The organism is Streptomyces sp. adm13(2018) (assembly GCF_008042145.1).
Lineage (GTDB): Bacteria > Actinomycetota > Actinomycetes > Streptomycetales > Streptomycetaceae > Streptomyces.
Genome location: NZ_RDBH01000114.1, coordinates 222,148 through 238,400 on the forward strand (window position 1 = coordinate 222,148; position 16,253 = coordinate 238,400).

Here is a 16,253-nt window from a genome sequence, read left to right on the forward strand (position 1 = left end):
CCTTTGCTCTGATCGTGACCATCGGTGTCGCGCTCGGCTTCACCTATACCAACGGCTTCCACGACTCGGCCAACGCCATCGCCACCTCGGTGTCGACGCGGGCGCTGACCCCCCGGGCGGCCCTGGCCATGGCCGCCGTCATGAACCTCGCCGTGGTCGTACGCAACCCGGTCAGCGGCCACCGCCACTTCGCGCGCGTCAAGGTCCCGCCGCTGCTCTCCCGCTTCCTGGAGGCCTCCCCGCAGCGGTACGTGCCCCTGGAGGACGTGATCGCGGCCCACCTGGAGGAGCTGTTCCCCGGCATGGAGGTGCTGGCCCACCACATGTTCCGGGTCACCAGGAACGAGGACCTGGAGGTCGAGGAGGACGACGCCGAGAACCTGCTCCAGGCCCTGGAGAAGGAACTCATGCGCCGCCGCTTCGGCCCGCCGGTGCGCCTGGAGGTCGAGGAGTCCATCGACCCGTACGTCCTCGACCTGCTCGTCCGCGAACTGAAGGTCTCCGACGCCGAGGTCTACCCGCTGCCCGGCCCCCTCGACCTCACCGGCCTCTTCGGCATCTCCGGGCAGGACCGGCCGGAACTCAAGTACCCCAAGTTCGTCGCCGGCACCCACCGCGACCTCGCCGAGGTCGAGTCCGCGTCCGCGCCGGACATCTTCGCGGCCCTCCGCGAACGGGACGTCCTCCTCCACCACCCGTACGACTCCTTCTCCACGTCCGTACAGGCCTTCCTGGAGCAGGCCGCCGCCGACCCCGACGTCCTCGCGATCAAGCAGACGCTGTACCGGACCTCCGGCGACTCCCCGATAGTCGACGCCCTCATCGACGCCGCCGAGTCCGGCAAGCAGGTCCTCGTCCTCGTCGAGATCAAGGCCCGCTTCGACGAACAGGCCAACATCAAGTGGGCCCGCAAGCTGGAGGAGGCCGGCTGCCACGTCGTCTACGGCCTCGTCGGCCTCAAGACCCACTGCAAGCTGTCGCTCGTCGTACGCCAGGAGGGCGAGCTGCTGCGCCGCTACTCCCACGTCGGCACCGGCAACTACCACCCCAAGACGGCCCGCCTCTACGAGGACCTCGGCCTGCTCACCGCCGACCCGCAGGTCGGCGCGGACCTCTCCGACCTCTTCAACCGGCTCTCCGGCTACTCCCGCCGCGAGACCTACCGCCGGCTGCTCACCGCCCCGAAGTCGCTGCGCGACGGGCTCGTCTCCCGCATCACCAAGGAGATCGCCCACCACCGCGCCGGCCGGCCCGCGTACGTCCGGATCAAGGTCAACTCGATGGTCGACGAGGCCGTCATCGACGCCTGCTACCAGGCCTCGCGGGCCGGCGTCCCGGTCGACATCTGGGTCCGCGGCATCTGCGCCGTCCGCCCCGGCGTCACCGGCCTCTCGGAGAACATCCGGGTCCGCTCGATCCTCGGCCGCTTCCTGGAGCACTCCCGGATCTTCGCCTTCGGCAACGGCGGCGAACCCGAGGTGTGGTTCGGCAGCGCCGACATGATGCACCGCAACCTGGACCGCCGGATCGAGGCCCTCGTACGGGTCTCCGACCCGGGGCACCGGGCCGCACTCACCCGGCTCCTGGAGACCGGGATGTCCGACACCACCTCCTCCTGGCACCTCGGCCCCGACGGGAACTGGACGCGGCACGCGACCGACCCCGACGGCCGACCGCTCCGGCACGTCCAGGAGATGCTCATCGACGCGCGGAGGCGCCGGCGTGCACAACCCTGACCAGTCGCAGGACATCTCGGCGGGCGAGGTCCTGGCCCCCTACCTGCACGCCCGGGCCGCGGACTTCCTCCGCGGCCTCCGGCTCCACGGCGAGAGCGGCTCCGACACGGCCGGAGCGGAGGAGGCGGCCCGCACGCTCCGCGGCGCCGCCCGCCGCATCAGCGGAACGCTCCACACCTTCCGGCCCCTGCTCGACCCGGCCTGGGCCGACCAGCTGCGCACCGAACTCGCCTGGCTCTCCGGCACCCTCGCCCTCGAACACGCCTGCACCTCGCGGCTCGTCCGGCTCGTGGACGCACTGTCCCGCCTGTCGAACGGCACCGGCGGGGCCCACCACGGTCCCGTCCCCGCCGCCCGCGGCGGCGAGACCACCGGCCTCACCGTCGGCGCCGCCCGCGCCGGCGCCCTCCTGGAACGCCAGCTCACCCTGGCCCGGACCCGCGCCCACTCGGCCTCCCTCCAGGCACTGGGCTCGGCCCGGTTCCACGCCGTCGCCGACGCCGTCGCCCTCCTCGCCTCCGAGGTCCCGCTCGGCCCCGTCGGCGCCGCCCCCGCCGCCGAGGTCCTGGACGCCCCCGCGGCCGTCGCCGAACGCCGCCTCCTGGACGCGGTCGCCGCCCTCCCGCTGACCCGGGCCGGCCACCCGTACAACGCCGACGCCCTGGCCCTCGCCACCGGAGAGGCCCAGGACGCCCCCTGGCACCAGACCCGGCTCCTCCTCCGGCTGCACCGCTACGCCGCCGAGGCCCTGCACACCGCGGGCGAACCCGACCCCGTCCTCTTCGAGGCCGCCCGGGCCCTGGAACGCCACCGCGACGCCGCGGAAGCCGCCGCGGCCGCCGCCACCGCGGCCCGCACCCCCCGCATCGCCCCGGCGACCGCCTACGCCCTCGGCGTCCTCCACGCCGACCAACGCCACGAGGTAGAAGCCTCCCGCTTCGCCTTCCAACACGCCTGGCACAGAACAACGGCGCCGGTGCCATGAGCAGCGGGGAGCGCCGGAACCCCGTCCGCGCCGCCGGCTGCGTCCTGTGGCGCCCGGCGCTTTCCGGCCACGGCATCGAGATCGCACTCGTCCATCGGCCGAAGTACGACGATTGGTCCCATCCGAAGGGAAAGCGGAAGCGGAACGAGTCGGCGGAGGCCTGCGCGCTGCGCGAGATCCTGGAGGAGACCGGCCAGACCTGCTCCCTCGGCGCGCGCCTGCCGACGGTCCGCTACACGGTGGACGGGCGCCCGAAAGAGGTCGAGTACTGGGCGGCCCGCGCCCTCGGCGGCACGTTCACCCCGAACCGCGAGGTCGACCGGCTGGTCTGGCTCCCGCCCACGGCGGCCCGCCTCCGCCTCACCCAGTCGCGGGACCGCGACCTCCTGAACGCCCTCACGGCGACGACGGCGGGCTAGCCACCCGGCGCGTCCCCACGCGCCGGTGCCGCGCACCCGGCCTTCCGGCACGGTTCACTTTCCGTTCACTCTGTCCCGTCGACCGCTTCACCTGTTCTGCCTAATTTCGGCCTTACACGGTGCACAGAGCACAGCAACGCACCGCCAACCGACACACGCCGCCGTAGAACGTTCGGGACACACGGTCCGCGACAAGGGCGGCTTCTGGAAGGAACACCCGAAAGTGAAGCTTTCGCGCAAGAACGGGCTTCGCGCCTCCGCGATCGGTGCCCTCGTCGTCTCCGGTGCGCTCGTCCTCTCGGCGTGTGGCTCGGACAACAACACGGAGACTCCGGCCAAGGAAGGCGGCACCAAGACCTCCGCCGCCGCCTCGAACATCGCCTGCGAGGGCGCCAAGGGCCAGCTCCTCGCCGCCGGCTCCAGCGCGCAGAAGAACGCGATGGACCTCTGGGTCAAGAACTTCCAGGCCGCGTGCTCCGGTGTCGAGATCAACTACCAGGCCATCGGCTCCGGCGGCGGCATCACCAAGTTCAACCAGGGCCAGGTCGCCTTCGCGGGCTCCGACTCCGCCCTGAAGGAGGAAGAGGTCGCCGAGTCGGCGAAGATCTGCAAGACCGGCAAGGGCGTCAACCTGCCCATGGTCGGCGGCCCCATCGCCATCGGCTACAAGCTGGAGGGCGTGGACAACCTGGTCCTCGACGCCGCCACCATCGCCAAGATCTTCGACAACAAGATCACCAAGTGGAACGACCCGGCGATCGCCAAGCTGAACCCGGGCGCCAAGCTCCCCGACAGCGGCATCCAGGCCTTCCACCGCTCGGACGAGTCGGGCACCACCCAGAACCTGGGCAAGTACCTCTCCACCGCGGCCGCCGCCGACTGGAAGCACGACCCGAAGTCGAAGTCGTGGCCCGCCCAGGGCGGCCAGGCCGCCAACGGCTCCTCCGGTGTCGCCACCGCGGTGAAGGACGCCGAGGGCTCCATCGGCTACTTCGAGCTCTCGTACGCCACCGCGAACAACATCTCCACCGTCAGCATCAACACCGGTGCCGCCGCCCCCGTCGCCGCCTCCTCGGAGAACGCCTCGAAGGCCATCGCCGCCGCCAAGGTCAAGGGCACCGGCAGCGACGTCGCCCTCTCCCTCGACTACGCGACGAAGGCCGAGGGCGCCTACCCGATCGTCCTCGTCACCTACGAGATCGCCTGCGACAAGGGCAACAAGGCGGAGACCCTGCCGACCCTGAAGGCCTTCCTCAACTACACCGTGAGCGAGGAGGGCCAGAAGGTCCTCGCCGAGGCCGGCTACGCCCCGCTCCCGGCCGAGATCGCCGCGAAGGTCCGCGCGATCGTCCCCACCCTGTCCTGACCCGCGGCCGGGTCCGGCCCCCCACCGGGGGCCGGACCCGGCATCCGGTGCACCGCCGCCAGGAGCCCGTACGTCCGTAGGGCCCCGCAGACCGGAGAAGCAGATGGCTACCACCACACCAGACATACAGAGGAGCCGGAGCGCCAAGAGCGCGTCCCGCCCCGGAGACCGCGTCTTCAGCGGTCTGTCCCGCGGCTCCGGCATCACCCTTCTCGTGATCATGGCCGCGATCGCCGGCTTCCTCACCTACCGCGCCGTCCTCGCGATCTCGAAGGACAGCACGAACTTCTTCACCACCTTCGAGTGGAACCCGGCCGGCAGCCCCCCGGTCTTCGGCATCGCCGTCCTCGCCTTCGGCACGGTCGTCTCCTCGATCATCGCCATGGCCATCGCCGTGCCGGTCGCGATCGGGATCGCCCTCTTCATCTCGCACTACGCCCCGCGCAGGCTGGCGAAGCCGCTCGCGTACGTCGTCGACCTGCTCGCCGCCGTGCCCAGCATCATCTACGGCCTCTGGGGCGCGATCTTCCTCGTCCCGTACCTCGACGGCCTCAACAAGTGGCTGAACGAGTACTTCGGCTGGACGTACATCTTCGACAAGGCCAACGACGGCCCCGCCCGCAACCTCTTCACCGTGGGCATCCTGCTGGCGATCATGATCCTGCCGATCATCACCAACGTCAGCCGCGAGGTCTTCCTCCAGGCCCCGAAGATGCACGAGGAGGCCGCGCTCGCCCTCGGCGCCACGCGCTGGGAGGTCATCCGCATGTCGGTGCTGCCCTTCGGCCGCTCCGGCATCATCTCCGCCTCCATGCTGGGCCTCGGCCGCGCACTCGGCGAGACCATGGCCGTCGCCGTGGTCCTCTCCCCCAGCTTCCTCATCTCGGGCCACCTGCTCGACCCGGGCGGCGGCACGTTCGCGCAGAACATCGCCGCCAAGTTCAACGAGGCCAACGAGTTCGGCCGGGACGCCCTGATCGCGTCCGGTCTCGTCCTCTTCGCCATCACCCTGCTGGTCAACGGCGCCGCCCGCTGGATCATCGGCCGCCGCAAGGAGTACTCGGGGGCCGCGGCATGAGCCACGCCATACAGGACCGTCCGGTCACGACGGTCAAGCGCACGGGAACGCTCTCCAGCGCCCGCCTCCCCCGCTGGACCCCGGCCGCCGTCGCCGCCGGCTCCATCGCGGCGGGCATCGGCATCGGCGTCGCCGCCGGCTGGCACAGCCGGATCCAGTGGGGCATGATCGCCGCGCTGCTCTTCGTCCTCGTCACGTACGCGCTGACCACCAAGGTCGAGGGCAGCCGCCAGGCCAAGGACCGCGTCGCCACCAGCCTCGTCTGGGTCTGCTTCGTCCTCGCCGTCGTCCCGCTGCTCTCCCTCGCCTGGGTCACGATCAGCAAGGGCATGGAAGTCCTCGACGGGTACTTCCTCACCCACTCGATGAACGGCGTCCTCGACGCCGAGGCCGGCGGCGGCGTCTACCACGCGCTGCTCGGCACCATCGAGCAGGTCGCCATCGCGACCGTGATCGCCGCCCCGATCGGCCTCCTCACCGCCGTCTACCTCGTCGAGTACGGCGGCGGCAGGCTGGCCCAGGCCGTCACCTTCTTCGTCGACGTCATGACGGGCATCCCGTCGATCGTCGCCGGCCTCTTCATCCTCGCCACCTGGAACCTGATGCTGGGCTTCGGCCCCTCCGGTTTCGCCGGCGCGATGGCCCTCGCCATCCTGATGATGCCGGTCGTGGTCCGCTCCACCGAGGAGATGCTCAAGCTCGTCCCGAACGAGCTCCGCGAGGCCTCCCTCGCCCTCGGCATCCCCAAGTGGCGCACCATCCTGAAGGTGGTCCTGCCCACCGCGATCGGCGGCATCACCACGGGCGTCATGCTCGCGGTCGCCCGCATCACCGGTGAGACGGCCCCGGTCCTGCTCCTCGTGTTCGGTACGAAGCTCATCAACCCGAACCCCTTCGAAGGCGCTCAGTCCTCCCTGCCGCTCTACGTGTACGAGCAGTACGCGGTCGGCACCGACGCCGCCGTCGCCCGTGCCTGGGCCGCGGCGCTCGTCCTGATCGCCTTCGTCATGATCCTCAACCTGGTGGCCCGCGGCATCGCCCGCTGGAAGGCCCCCAAGACCGGCCGCTGACCGCGGTCACCTCTGGAAGTGAATTGATATGGCCAAGCGAATCGACGTCAGCGGCCTCTCCGCGTACTACGGCGCCCACAAGGCGATCGACGACATCTCCATGACCGTCGAGCCCCGCTCCGTGACGGCCTTCATCGGCCCCTCCGGCTGCGGCAAGTCCACCTTCCTGCGCACCCTGAACCGGATGCACGAGGTCACCCCCGGCGGCCGCGTCGAGGGCAAGGTGATGCTGGACGACGAGAACCTGTACGGCACCCACGTCGACCCGGTCGCCGTGCGCCGTACGGTCGGCATGGTCTTCCAGCGCCCCAACCCCTTCCCCACCATGTCGATCTTCGACAACGTGGCGGCGGGCCTGCGGCTCAACGGCACGTACAAGAAGTCGCAGCTCAACGAGATCGTCGAGAAGTCCCTCAAGGGCGCCAACCTCTGGAACGAGGTCAAGGACCGCCTGAACAAGCCGGGCTCCGGCCTCTCCGGCGGTCAGCAGCAGCGTCTGTGCATCGCCCGCGCCATCGCGGTCGAGCCCGACGTCCTGCTGATGGACGAGCCCTGCTCGGCCCTCGACCCGATCTCGACGCTGGCGATCGAGGACCTCATCGGCGAGCTGAAGGAGCGCTTCACGATCGTCATCGTGACGCACAACATGCAGCAGGCGGCCCGCGTCTCGGACCGTACGGCCTTCTTCAACCTGGCGGCCGTCGGCCAGCCCGGCAAGCTGATCGAGCTGGACGACACCGAGCGCATCTTCTCCAACCCGAGCGTCCAGGCGACCGAGGACTACATCTCCGGCCGCTTCGGCTAGACCTCGGACCCCCCGACTCGTCTGCGGTGCTGCATGGCGGTGCCACCGTACGACGAAGGGCCCGGCTTCCCCCCAGGGGAGCCGGGCCCGATCATTTCCGGCCATACGGCGAGGGCGTCGCCCGACAAGGGCGCCGCCCGTCGAAGGCGTCGGCCGAAGAACAGCTGCACCACGAAGTAGCTCGCCGCGGCGACCAGCGCCGCCGCCGGCATGGTGATACCGCGTCCCCCGGGGGATAACCCCCGGACCCCCAGCAGAACGCCGACGGGCCGCCCCGCCTCAGCCGAAGAACAGCTGCACCACGAAGTAGCTCGCCGCGGCGACCAGCGCCGCCGCCGGCATGGTGATGAACCAGCCGAGGATGATGTTCTTGGCGACGCCCCACCGCACGGCGTTGACCCGCTTGGTCGCCCCCACACCCATGATCGCGGAGGTGATGACATGGGTCGTCGAGATCGGCGCGTGGAAGAGGAACGCCGAGCCGAACATGATCGACGCGCCGGTCGTCTCCGCCGCGAAGCCCTGCGGCGGGTCCAGCTCGATGATCTTCCGGCCGAGGGTCCGCATGATGCGCCAGCCGCCCGCGTACGTACCGAGCGAGAGCATCACGGCGCAGGCGATCTTCACCCACACCGGGATGTCGTCGCCGGCCTGCTGCACGTCGGCGATGACCAGGGCCATCACCACGATGCCCATCGTCTTCTGCGCGTCCTGAAGACCGTGACCGAGGGCCATGCCGGCCGCCGACACCGTCTGCGCGATGCGGAAACCGCGCTTGGCCTTGTGCGGGTTGGCCTTGCGGAACATCCACAGGATCGCGCACATCACCAGGTAACCGGCCACCAGGCCGACCACCGGCGAGATGAACATCGGGATGACGACCTTGTCGAGGACGCCGCCCCAGATGACCTCCGTGCCGCCGGCCAGCGCCGCTCCCACCATGCCGCCGAACAGCGCGTGGGAGGAGGAGGACGGCAGACCGAAGTACCAGGTCACCAGGTTCCAGATGATCGCGCCGACCAGCGCGGCGAAGAGGATGCCCATCCCCTTGTCGCCGTGCGGCGTCTCGATCAGGCCCTCGCTGACCGTCTTCGCGACCCCGCTGCCCATGAAGGCACCGGCGAGGTTCATGACGGCGGCCATGGCCAGGGCCGCCCGGGGGGTCAGCGCCCGCGTCGACACCGAGGTGGCGATGGCGTTGGCCGAGTCGTGGAAGCCGTTGGTATAGGTGAAGCCGAGCGCGACACCGATGGTCACGATCAGAGCAAAGGTGTCCACGAAGCCTCAGGACTCCTTGACCGCGATGGTCTCCACCGTGTTGGCCACGTGCTCGAACGCGTCGGCCGCCTCTTCCAGCACGTCGACGATCTGCTTGAGCTTCAGCACCTCGATGGCGTCGTACTTGCCGTTGAAGAGCGTCGCGAGCAGCTTGCGGTGGATCTGGTCGGCCTGGTTCTCCAGCCGGTTGACCTCGATCCAGTACTCGGTGAGGTTGGCCATCGTCCGCAGGTTCGGCATCGCCTCGGCGGTCAGCTCCGCCGCCCGCGCCAGCACCTCGATCTGCTGCTCGACGCCCTTGGGAAGCTCCTCGACGTTGTAGAGGACGACCAGGTCGACGGCCTCCTCCATGAAGTCCATGATGTCGTCGAGGGAGGACGCGAGGTTGTAGATGTCCTCGCGGTCGAACGGCGTGATGAACGAGGAGTTCAGCTGGTGGAAGATGGCATGGGTCGCGTCGTCGCCGGCGTGCTCCGCTGCCCGCATCCGCTCCGCGATCTCGGCCCGGGCGGAAGGCTCCGCCCCGAGCAGTTCCATCAGGAGCTTGGAGCCCGTGACGATGTTGTCCGCGGACGCGGCGAACATGTCGTAGAAGCTCGTCTCCCTGGGGGTCAGACGAAATCGCACGTGAGGTCCTCGGGGTGCTGGGTTTCGGTCAGGCTGATGCTAGGCGCATCATCCGGCCACGGCTAACCGGCGTCTCTCAGTGTCGCCCATCGGGCACAGTGAACTGCACGGGCCCCCGCCCGGACCGGCGGGGATCGGTACCATATACCCACGAGGGGTATACACCCCCTTAATGGACAACGGGAGGACGCCATGACGACCACCGAGGCGGACCAGGTCACCCCCGAGGCCGTCGAGGCCGTCGGACCGGCCGACCACGAGCACGGCGTGCACGGCTACCACAAGCAGAAGGACGAGCACCTCAAGCGGCTGCGCCGGATCGAGGGCCAGATCCGCGGCCTCCAGCGGATGGTCGACGAGGACGTCTACTGCATCGACATACTCACGCAGGTCTCCGCCTCGACGAAGGCGCTCCAGTCGTTCGCCCTCCAGCTCCTGGAGGAGCACCTGCGGCACTGCGTCGCGGACGCGGCGGCCAAGGGCGGCGAGGGCATCGACGCCAAGGTCGAGGAGGCCACCAAGGCCATCGCCCGCATGATGCGCACCTGAGGCCTCGGCCGATGTGCACCTGAGGGCGCGCTCACCGGGTGCCCGGTGGCGAGCCGGGCCGTTCCGTCAGAGGTCCGTCACGGCCCGCCCCACGCCACCCTCAGCACCTCGTCGATCCGGTCCGCGCTGAGCCGCTCCCCGTCCGCGGCCGACGCGGCGATGATCAGCTCGCCGCAGAGTTCGATCTCGGCGAGGGCGACGCAGTCCGGATCTGCGGTCACGGTTGCTGTACCGGGCGGGGCCACGCGCATCCACCTCTTCCTGCACGGCGTCGGTCTCCCAGCGGTCTCCCAGCGTAGGGAGGGGGACACGGAACGCGCATGACACGTCCGGACCATTTGCCGATGGCCCCCGTCGGCAGCGGGCCAGGTCAGGCCGTCAGGCCTTGATCTTCCCCGCGTAGATGTCCCGGCGGTCCGGCAGCGTCACCGTGACGGGGACCCCGAAGCCGTACAGCAGCGTCGTCGAGGCGACCGCGACCGTACGGCCCTGGTTGCTGAAGCTGAACTGGTGGCGGACCTTCCGCAGCCGCCCCTCGCCGTCGAGGTACGCGTCGAAGGGCACGGTGTCCGTGGTGAACCCTTTCGCCGCCGCGGCCAGCGCCCCCCGCAGCTGCGGCACGGCGATCCGGGCGGCGTACGCGATGTCCGCGACGCCCCGGTAGTGGCCGACCTTCACCCCGGCCAGCTCGGTCTCCCCGACGTACACGACCTGCCGGGCCCCGCGGAGGAGCTCCGCCGCGGCGGCCGGGTCGGTGGCCCCGCCCGTGACGAGGTTCCCGTCGTCGAGGGTGGTGGTGTCGACCCGCACCCACTTGTCGGCGGGCACCCCGGCACCGCGGTTCTTCATGTAGAGGGCGCCGGGGGTGAGCAGCTCGGTGATGGGCCGGTGCTCGCTGGTCCCGGCGGGGTCCTTCGGCAGCACCACCTGGAGCCGGCCGGTGCGGCGCCGGAAGTCGTAGCCGCCCTCGCCGCGGATGGTGACCCGGGTCCCGCCGGCGGCCATCTCCATGGAGGTGCTCGCCTTGGAGGTGCCGGCCCTGGCCAGCGCGTCGGGGGCGTTCCGTACGGCGAGGGCCGGGTCGACCACGGGCCCCTGCTCCTCGGGGGCGGCGCACCCCGTGGCCCCGACGAGGGAGCCGACCAGGACGGCGGTGACGGCCAGCGTCCCGCTTCCGCGGGCGCCCGGGCGCCCGTACCTCAGCTGCACCACCATCGCCTGCAAACCCCCAACGCCTCACCGCTGTTCGCCCGGGATCCGCCCTTCGCCCGGCCCTGCGGGCCCTGGGGACACCCGCACCTCCTAACGACGGCCGGGGCGAGCCGTCACGCGCAGTACGGTGGTGAGGTGCACGCGCAGTCCTCTCCTCACATCACGACGACCTCGGAGCGCGGCTCGTTCGCGCTGGCCCGCTGCAGCTGCGGCTGGACAGGCCCGGCCCGCAGGTCCCGCGACCGGGCCCGCACGGACGCGGCGGACCACGAGCGCACAGCGCCGGAAACGGGCCTGTAGACCCGCTCTCCGGCCCGCATCAGGCCTCCGGGCCCGGATCAGGCGGCGAGGTCGCTGTGCCCCGGGCCCGGGGCGGGGCCGCCGACGCGGGGCTCGGGGATGTCGACGGCCTCCGGGTGGCGGGCCGGCTCGGCCCGGCGGGAGCGGACCAGGCCCGCGCAGCGGCGCGAGCGGGCGACGGCGGAGACCACCGGGGTGAGCAGGGCGAGGGCGAGCGGCGCCAGGAGCAGCGCCACGGCCGTACCGAGGGCGAGGCCGCCGATCACGTCGGTGGGGTAGTGGACCCCCATGTAGATCCGCGCGAAGCCCTCGGCGAGGGCGAGGCCGATCGCGGCGAGCCCGAACCGGCGGTGGGCGACGAAGACGCCGACGGCGAGGGCCATCGCCAGGGTGGCGTGGTCGCTGACGAAGGAGAAGTCGGTCTTCCCGGCGACGAGGACCTCGAGGCCCTGGTGGTCCCTGAAGGGCCGGGGGCGCTCGACGAAGCCGCGGATGGGGATGTTCACCAGGAGGGCGATGCCGGCGGCCAGCGGGGCCCAGACGAGGCCGGCGACCGCCGAGACGGAGTCGGCCAGGGTGCCGCGGCGGCGCACGCTCCACCAGCACCACAGCACGACGAGGGCCATCGCGAGCATGATCCCGTACTCGCCGACGAACCCCATGACGCGGTCGAACCACGGTGGGGCGGCCTTGGCCAGCCCGTTGATGTCGTAGAGCAGGCTGACATCGGGGTTCGAACCGTCCGATGCGAGTCCAGCCATCTGCTGAGGCCCCTTGCTCTCGTGTCGTGTGTTCCAACCCCCGTGGTCAGAGCGGTCGGATCAGGAACGAACCGCCTGAGGCAGGCGTTCCGATCTCCCTCATGGATCATGCCGACGTTATCGAAGAGTGACGGTTCACCGCAGCTCAGGGCCTGTGCATGACGGAGAGTTCCGGCCATGTCCGGTACGCCCGCGGGCCACGCACCCGGCCGCCGACCCGTCCGCCGGGGCCCGGGAACGCGGGTCCGCGGCCTGTCCGCCCCGCCCGCGACCGGGCGGCCGACGGCCCGTCTGCTCCGGTCAGGACTGCGGGAGATGGGTCGGCAGCGCCGCCGCGCCCTCGGCGGTGACCCGGGTCGCGCCGAAGTAGTCGGGGGTGTCGATCCGGTCGAAACGGATCACCGCCCCGGTGCGCGGTGCGTCGATCATGTAGCCGCCGCCGACGTAGATGCCGACGTGCCGGATGGCCCGCGAGTTGGTCAGGTCGTCGGAGAAGAAGACGAGGTCCCCCGGGAGCAGCTCCTCGCGGGAGGGGTGCGGACCGGCGTTGTACTGGTCGTTGGCCACGCGCGGCAGGCGGACGCCCACGCTCTCGTACGCGGCCTGGGTGAGCCCGGAGCAGTCGAACCGGCCGTTCTGCGCGGCGGTACCGGTGCCGCCCCAGAGGTACGGGGTGCCGAGCTTGCCCTGCGCCCAGTGGATCGCGCCGGCCGCCTGCCGGGAGGGGTCGACCCGGCCGGGGGGCCGGGCGAAGCTCTTCTCCAGGGACTTGATGATGCGGACGTAGTTGCGGGTCTCACTGAAGGGCGGCACTCCGCCGTGCTTGATCACCCGGTACGCGCCCGCGTTGTACGCGGCCAGCATGTTGCTCGCCGGGTCCCCGGGCACGTTCTTCACGTAGCCGGCGAGCTCGCAGTCGTACGAGGCGGCCGAGGGGATCGCGTCCTTCGGGTCCCAGATGTCCCGGTCCCCGTCCCCGTCCCCGTCCACCCCGTGGCTCGCCCAGGTGCCGGGGATGAACTGGGCGATGCCCCGCGCGTCGGCCGAGGAGACGGCCCGCGGGTTCCAACCGCTCTCCTGGTAGAGCTGGGCGGCGAGCAGGGCCGGATTGATGGCGGGGCAGAGGTTGCCCCAGCGCTGCACGAGCCCCTGGTAGAGAGCCGGGACCGCGCCCTTGGCGAGCGCCACGTTCCCGTTCACGCCGGTGCCCGCGCCGCCGGCGAGACCCGCCGCGGCCGAGAACGTACCGACGACGAGCAGTGCGACGAAGCTCAGGCAGACCCCGAAGGCCCCCCCGGCAACCAGCCACGCCTTGCCGGCCCTACGCACCGTCAACCACCCCTCGGCTCATGGCAGTACGCCCCCGGGAACGAGTCTAGGCGGTGGGCCGCCGACACCGCCCCAAGAGTGCAACAACGACAATCATTGCTCGGAGTCACTCTCCGTGATACACAGAGTGACGATACGCTTCTTTGCATAGAAACCGGCCAGGCCGCCGCAGGTCAAGACGGTCAAGTCGGTCAGATGTGCGGGGATCGGGTAAAGAGAGCCGCCAAGCCGTCACACGCGGGCGGTTTCATCAGCGAAGATAGGGCGATGACCCATGCCGTCCGGCAGGGGCGACGAACTACCCATACAGGGGCGGTGAGTTACATGTACCTGGCGGCAGAAAAAGGCGACATCACCACCATCATCGGCGGAATCGCCCCGAACTGGGGCCCCTTCGGCAGCCTGGGCGCCGAGGCGAAGATCATGATCGAGGTGGTGATGGCGGTGGCCATCCTGCTCTGCCTCGGCATCGCCATCTGGGGAGCGGCCAAGCAGCGCATCGGCGCCACCGCCCTCCGCGACACGTTCAGCGCGGAGCAGGGCAAGGGTCTGATCGTGGCCGGCCTGACCGGCGTCTTCATCATCGGATCCCTGGGGACGCTCTTCACCATCGTGTACGGGATGGCGGTCTGACGTCCCGTCGGACACCGACCTCCTGAGAATGCGTTCCCCAGATGTCCAGCAAGACGAGCAAGACCAGCCATGGCGCAGCACCGCCCGTACGGCCCGTACCGCGAACCAGTGAGGGGGCGTTCCCGGCATGAGTCCCGGTGACGAGCACGACAGCTTCGGCGGCGTGGGCGGCTCGGGCCAGACCCGGACCCGCCTGCCCGAAGGCAGCGGCGGCGACGCGTACGGCGGCACCCGCCGCCCCGCCCGCAGCTCCCGCTCCCTCATCACGGTCGTCGGCGTGGTGGTCCTCCTCGTCGCGGCCATCGCCTTCGCCAACCGCGGGGGCGGCGACCCCACGGACGCGGCCGGCTCCTCCACCGACACCCCGGCCACCACGGCCCCCACGGCCGCGACGGGCGTCCGCCCGGTCACCGGCAAGAACGGCCGGATCCCCACGGGCTACCCCCAGGACGAACAGGGCGCCCAGAGCGCGGCGACGAACTTCGCGGTGGCGCTGGGGTCGGTCGAGATGTTCGACACCGACCGGCGTCGCGAGATCGTACGCGCCGTGCACGCCCCGGCGGTCGGGGACGAGACCGTGGCGAAGTTCGACGCCTCCTACAGCGCGGGACTCATGGCCAGCGCCGGACTGAACAAGGACGGAACCGCGCCCTCGGGCATGACCCTCGTGGCGCGCACCATCCCGATCGGCGCGAAGGTACGGGAGTACACGGGGAACTCGGCGACGATCGAGGTCTGGTGCACCAGCCTCGGAGGCCTGGCGGGGGCCGGCTCGACCAAGCCCGTGACGTCCACGTGGTTCACCATTACGGAGAAGCTCACCTGGGTCGACGGCGACTGGCGGGTGGCGTCCCTCGACCAGCACGAGGGCCCCACCCCGGTCAACGGCGACAACCGTGCCTCCATGGCCGACGAGATCGCCGGAGCCGTCGAGGGATACGGAGGGTTCACCTATGCGCGCTGAGCGAGGCCTTGCCGCACGCGCGGCGGCCGTGATCGCGGCGGTGTTCCTCTTCCTGCCCCTCCTGCTCGCCTCGGCGGCGCACGCGGCCCCCACACCGACGCCCACGCCCTCTCCGAGCACCAGCGCGGGCAACAGCGAGTGCCGGTTCCTGGTGGGCGAGGCCCGGACGCTCTGCGAGCGCAGCCAGCCCGGTGGCGACGCGGTGCCGCTCCCCGAGACGAACAACGAGCAGGACCCGCTCAAATCCCTCGCCCGAGGCTTCGCCGACGCCGCCATCGCCACCGTCGACTACCTCTCCAAGGCCGTCAAGGAGACCGCCGACGTCGACTTCACCAACACCGAGTTCCTCGGCCGGTACGCGATCGTCTTCGCCGCCTCCACCGTCCTCACCCTCCTCCTCTGGCTCCTCGCCGTCGCCAAGCGCGCCATCCGGGGCGTCCCCCTCACCACCGCGCTCTCCGAGGCCATCGGCTTCCTCTGGCTGACGGTCCTCGCCTCCGCCTTCACCCCGCTGATCCTCTACACCGTCGTGAACGCCACCGACGCCGTCACCGAGGTCATCGCCTCCGGCACCAACCAGCAGACCGACGTCTTCTTCGGCAGCTTCAAGGAGGCCCTCCAGAAGGGCGACAGCATCGGCGGCGGCCCCATCATGCTGATCATCGTCTCCCTGGTGACCGTGATCGCCGCGGGCGTGCTCTACCTGGAGCTGTTCCTCCGCGCCGTCATGCTGTACGTCGGCGCCCTCCTCGGCGTCGTCGTCTACTCCGGCCTCGTCGACAAGAACATGTGGGGCCACGTCCGCCGCTGGGCCGGCATCATGATCGCGATCATCATGGTCAAGCCGGTCATCGTCATCGTCCTCGGCCTCGCCGGCGCCCTCTCCTCCGGCACCGGACCCGACTCGTTCTCCGCCGTCGTCTCCGGCCTCGCGATCATCCTCCTCGCGATCTTCGCCTCCGCGATGATCTACCGCTTCGTCCCCGGCTTCGGCGACGAGATCGCGGCCTCCCGCAACAACCGCCTCCACCGCGCCGGAGAGAACACGGCCGCCGCCGTCATCTCCTCCCCCGCCTCCCTCGTCTCCCAGGGCATCAAGACCCACAGCGCCCGCGGCGACGGCGGCCAGGGCGGCGGCGCC

Annotated in this window: 17 protein-coding genes; 11 read left to right on the forward strand and 6 right to left on the reverse strand. The window is 70.7% G+C overall.

Going from position 1 to position 16,253, the window contains the following annotated elements; translation table 11 throughout:
* The 7 genes from ppk1 to pstB form a co-directional block, all read left to right on the forward strand.
* The coding region (gene ppk1 / locus EAO70_RS13275) for a polyphosphate kinase 1 (protein WP_261992838.1) at positions 1-1,736 on the forward strand (1,736 nt) is incomplete at its 5' end.
* A complete protein-coding gene (locus EAO70_RS13280; RefSeq protein WP_148003203.1) occupies positions 1,723-2,721 on the forward strand; it encodes a CHAD domain-containing protein in 999 nt (332 codons plus the stop codon). The genes ppk1 and EAO70_RS13280, both read left to right, overlap by 14 nt.
* Entirely contained in the window at positions 2,718-3,140 is a 423-nt protein-coding gene (locus EAO70_RS13285; RefSeq protein ID WP_148003204.1) for an NUDIX hydrolase, read from the forward strand. The genes EAO70_RS13280 and EAO70_RS13285 overlap by 4 nt, the downstream gene beginning before the upstream one ends.
* A gap of 223 nt (positions 3,141-3,363) precedes the next feature.
* Entirely contained in the window at positions 3,364-4,506 is a 1,143-nt protein-coding gene (gene pstS / locus EAO70_RS13290; RefSeq protein WP_148003205.1) for a phosphate ABC transporter substrate-binding protein PstS, read from the forward strand.
* A gap of 103 nt (positions 4,507-4,609) precedes the next feature.
* The gene (gene pstC / locus EAO70_RS13295) at positions 4,610-5,584 is read left to right on the forward strand and encodes a phosphate ABC transporter permease subunit PstC (protein ID WP_148003206.1); all 975 of its coding nucleotides are present in this window, start codon (positions 4,610-4,612) and stop codon (positions 5,582-5,584) included.
* Entirely contained in the window at positions 5,581-6,654 is a 1,074-nt protein-coding gene (gene pstA, locus EAO70_RS13300; RefSeq protein ID WP_148003207.1) for a phosphate ABC transporter permease PstA, read from the forward strand. Before pstC ends, pstA begins: the two co-directional genes overlap by 4 nt.
* Positions 6,655-6,682: 28 nt before the next feature.
* On the forward strand, positions 6,683-7,459 hold the full coding sequence (gene pstB, locus EAO70_RS13305; protein ID WP_148003208.1) for a phosphate ABC transporter ATP-binding protein PstB: 777 nt from the start codon (positions 6,683-6,685) through the stop codon (positions 7,457-7,459).
* Positions 7,460-7,738: 279 nt separating this feature from the next.
* Here pstB and EAO70_RS13310 read toward each other — a convergent pair whose 3' ends face one another.
* Positions 7,739-8,737, reverse strand: coding sequence for an inorganic phosphate transporter (locus EAO70_RS13310; protein ID WP_148003209.1), 999 nt, complete (start codon positions 8,735-8,737; stop codon positions 7,739-7,741).
* A 6-nt stretch (positions 8,738-8,743) separates the two neighbouring features.
* Complete coding sequence (locus EAO70_RS13315) at positions 8,744-9,364, reverse strand: DUF47 domain-containing protein (protein WP_015035093.1); 621 nt, start codon at positions 9,362-9,364, stop codon at positions 8,744-8,746.
* Between the two features lie 192 nt (positions 9,365-9,556).
* On the opposite strand from EAO70_RS13315, the gene EAO70_RS13320 reads away from it, so the two are divergent.
* Positions 9,557-9,913, forward strand: a complete 357-nt coding sequence (locus tag EAO70_RS13320) for a metal-sensitive transcriptional regulator (protein ID WP_148003210.1) — start codon at positions 9,557-9,559, stop codon at positions 9,911-9,913.
* A gap of 77 nt (positions 9,914-9,990) precedes the next feature.
* Here EAO70_RS13320 and EAO70_RS37900 read toward each other — a convergent pair whose 3' ends face one another.
* From EAO70_RS37900 to EAO70_RS13335, 4 genes are all read right to left on the reverse strand, one after another.
* Positions 9,991-10,134 carry a hypothetical protein gene (locus tag EAO70_RS37900; RefSeq protein ID WP_187283890.1) on the reverse strand — a complete coding sequence of 48 codons (144 nt, stop codon included), beginning with the start codon at positions 10,132-10,134 and terminating at the stop codon, positions 9,991-9,993.
* 157 nt (positions 10,135-10,291) lie between these two features.
* Entirely contained in the window at positions 10,292-11,128 is an 837-nt protein-coding gene (locus EAO70_RS13325; RefSeq protein WP_148003211.1) for a hypothetical protein, read from the reverse strand.
* Positions 11,129-11,463: 335 nt separating this feature from the next.
* Complete coding sequence (locus EAO70_RS13330) at positions 11,464-12,186, reverse strand: phosphatase PAP2 family protein (protein WP_148003212.1); 723 nt, start codon at positions 12,184-12,186, stop codon at positions 11,464-11,466.
* Between the two features lie 300 nt (positions 12,187-12,486).
* Complete coding sequence (locus EAO70_RS13335) at positions 12,487-13,515, reverse strand: NlpC/P60 family protein (RefSeq protein ID WP_148003464.1); 1,029 nt, start codon at positions 13,513-13,515, stop codon at positions 12,487-12,489.
* A 324-nt stretch (positions 13,516-13,839) separates the two neighbouring features.
* On the opposite strand from EAO70_RS13335, the gene EAO70_RS13340 reads away from it, so the two are divergent.
* From EAO70_RS13340 to EAO70_RS13350, 3 genes are all read left to right on the forward strand, one after another.
* On the forward strand, positions 13,840-14,148 hold the full coding sequence (locus tag EAO70_RS13340) for a hypothetical protein (RefSeq protein ID WP_017242359.1): 309 nt from the start codon (positions 13,840-13,842) through the stop codon (positions 14,146-14,148).
* A gap of 127 nt (positions 14,149-14,275) precedes the next feature.
* Complete coding sequence (locus EAO70_RS13345; protein ID WP_148003213.1) at positions 14,276-15,112, forward strand: hypothetical protein; 837 nt, start codon at positions 14,276-14,278, stop codon at positions 15,110-15,112.
* Positions 15,102-16,253, forward strand: a 1,152-nt coding sequence (locus EAO70_RS13350) for a hypothetical protein (RefSeq protein WP_261992839.1), incomplete at its 3' end; no start/stop codon positions are given. The genes EAO70_RS13345 and EAO70_RS13350, both read left to right, overlap by 11 nt.

What these genes read in the sequence shown, in the direction of transcription:
- EAO70_RS13285 (WP_148003204.1), top strand. Translation starts at nt 2,718, where the DNA reads ATGAGCAGCGGGGAGCGCCGGAACCCCGTCCGCGCCGCCGGCTGCGTC.
- EAO70_RS13340 (WP_017242359.1), top strand. Translation starts at nt 13,840, where the DNA reads ATGTACCTGGCGGCAGAAAAAGGCGACATCACCACCATCATCGGCGGA.
- pstC (WP_148003206.1), top strand. Translation starts at nt 4,610, where the DNA reads ATGGCTACCACCACACCAGACATACAGAGGAGCCGGAGCGCCAAGAGC.
- pstB (WP_148003208.1), top strand. Translation starts at nt 6,683, where the DNA reads ATGGCCAAGCGAATCGACGTCAGCGGCCTCTCCGCGTACTACGGCGCC.
- EAO70_RS13320 (WP_148003210.1), top strand. Translation starts at nt 9,557, where the DNA reads ATGACGACCACCGAGGCGGACCAGGTCACCCCCGAGGCCGTCGAGGCC.
- EAO70_RS13330 (WP_148003212.1), bottom strand. Translation starts at nt 12,186, where the DNA reads ATGGCTGGACTCGCATCGGACGGTTCGAACCCCGATGTCAGCCTGCTC.
- pstA (WP_148003207.1), top strand. Translation starts at nt 5,581, where the DNA reads ATGAGCCACGCCATACAGGACCGTCCGGTCACGACGGTCAAGCGCACG.
- EAO70_RS13325 (WP_148003211.1), bottom strand. Translation starts at nt 11,128, where the DNA reads ATGGTGGTGCAGCTGAGGTACGGGCGCCCGGGCGCCCGCGGAAGCGGG.
- EAO70_RS13345 (WP_148003213.1), top strand. Translation starts at nt 14,276, where the DNA reads ATGAGTCCCGGTGACGAGCACGACAGCTTCGGCGGCGTGGGCGGCTCG.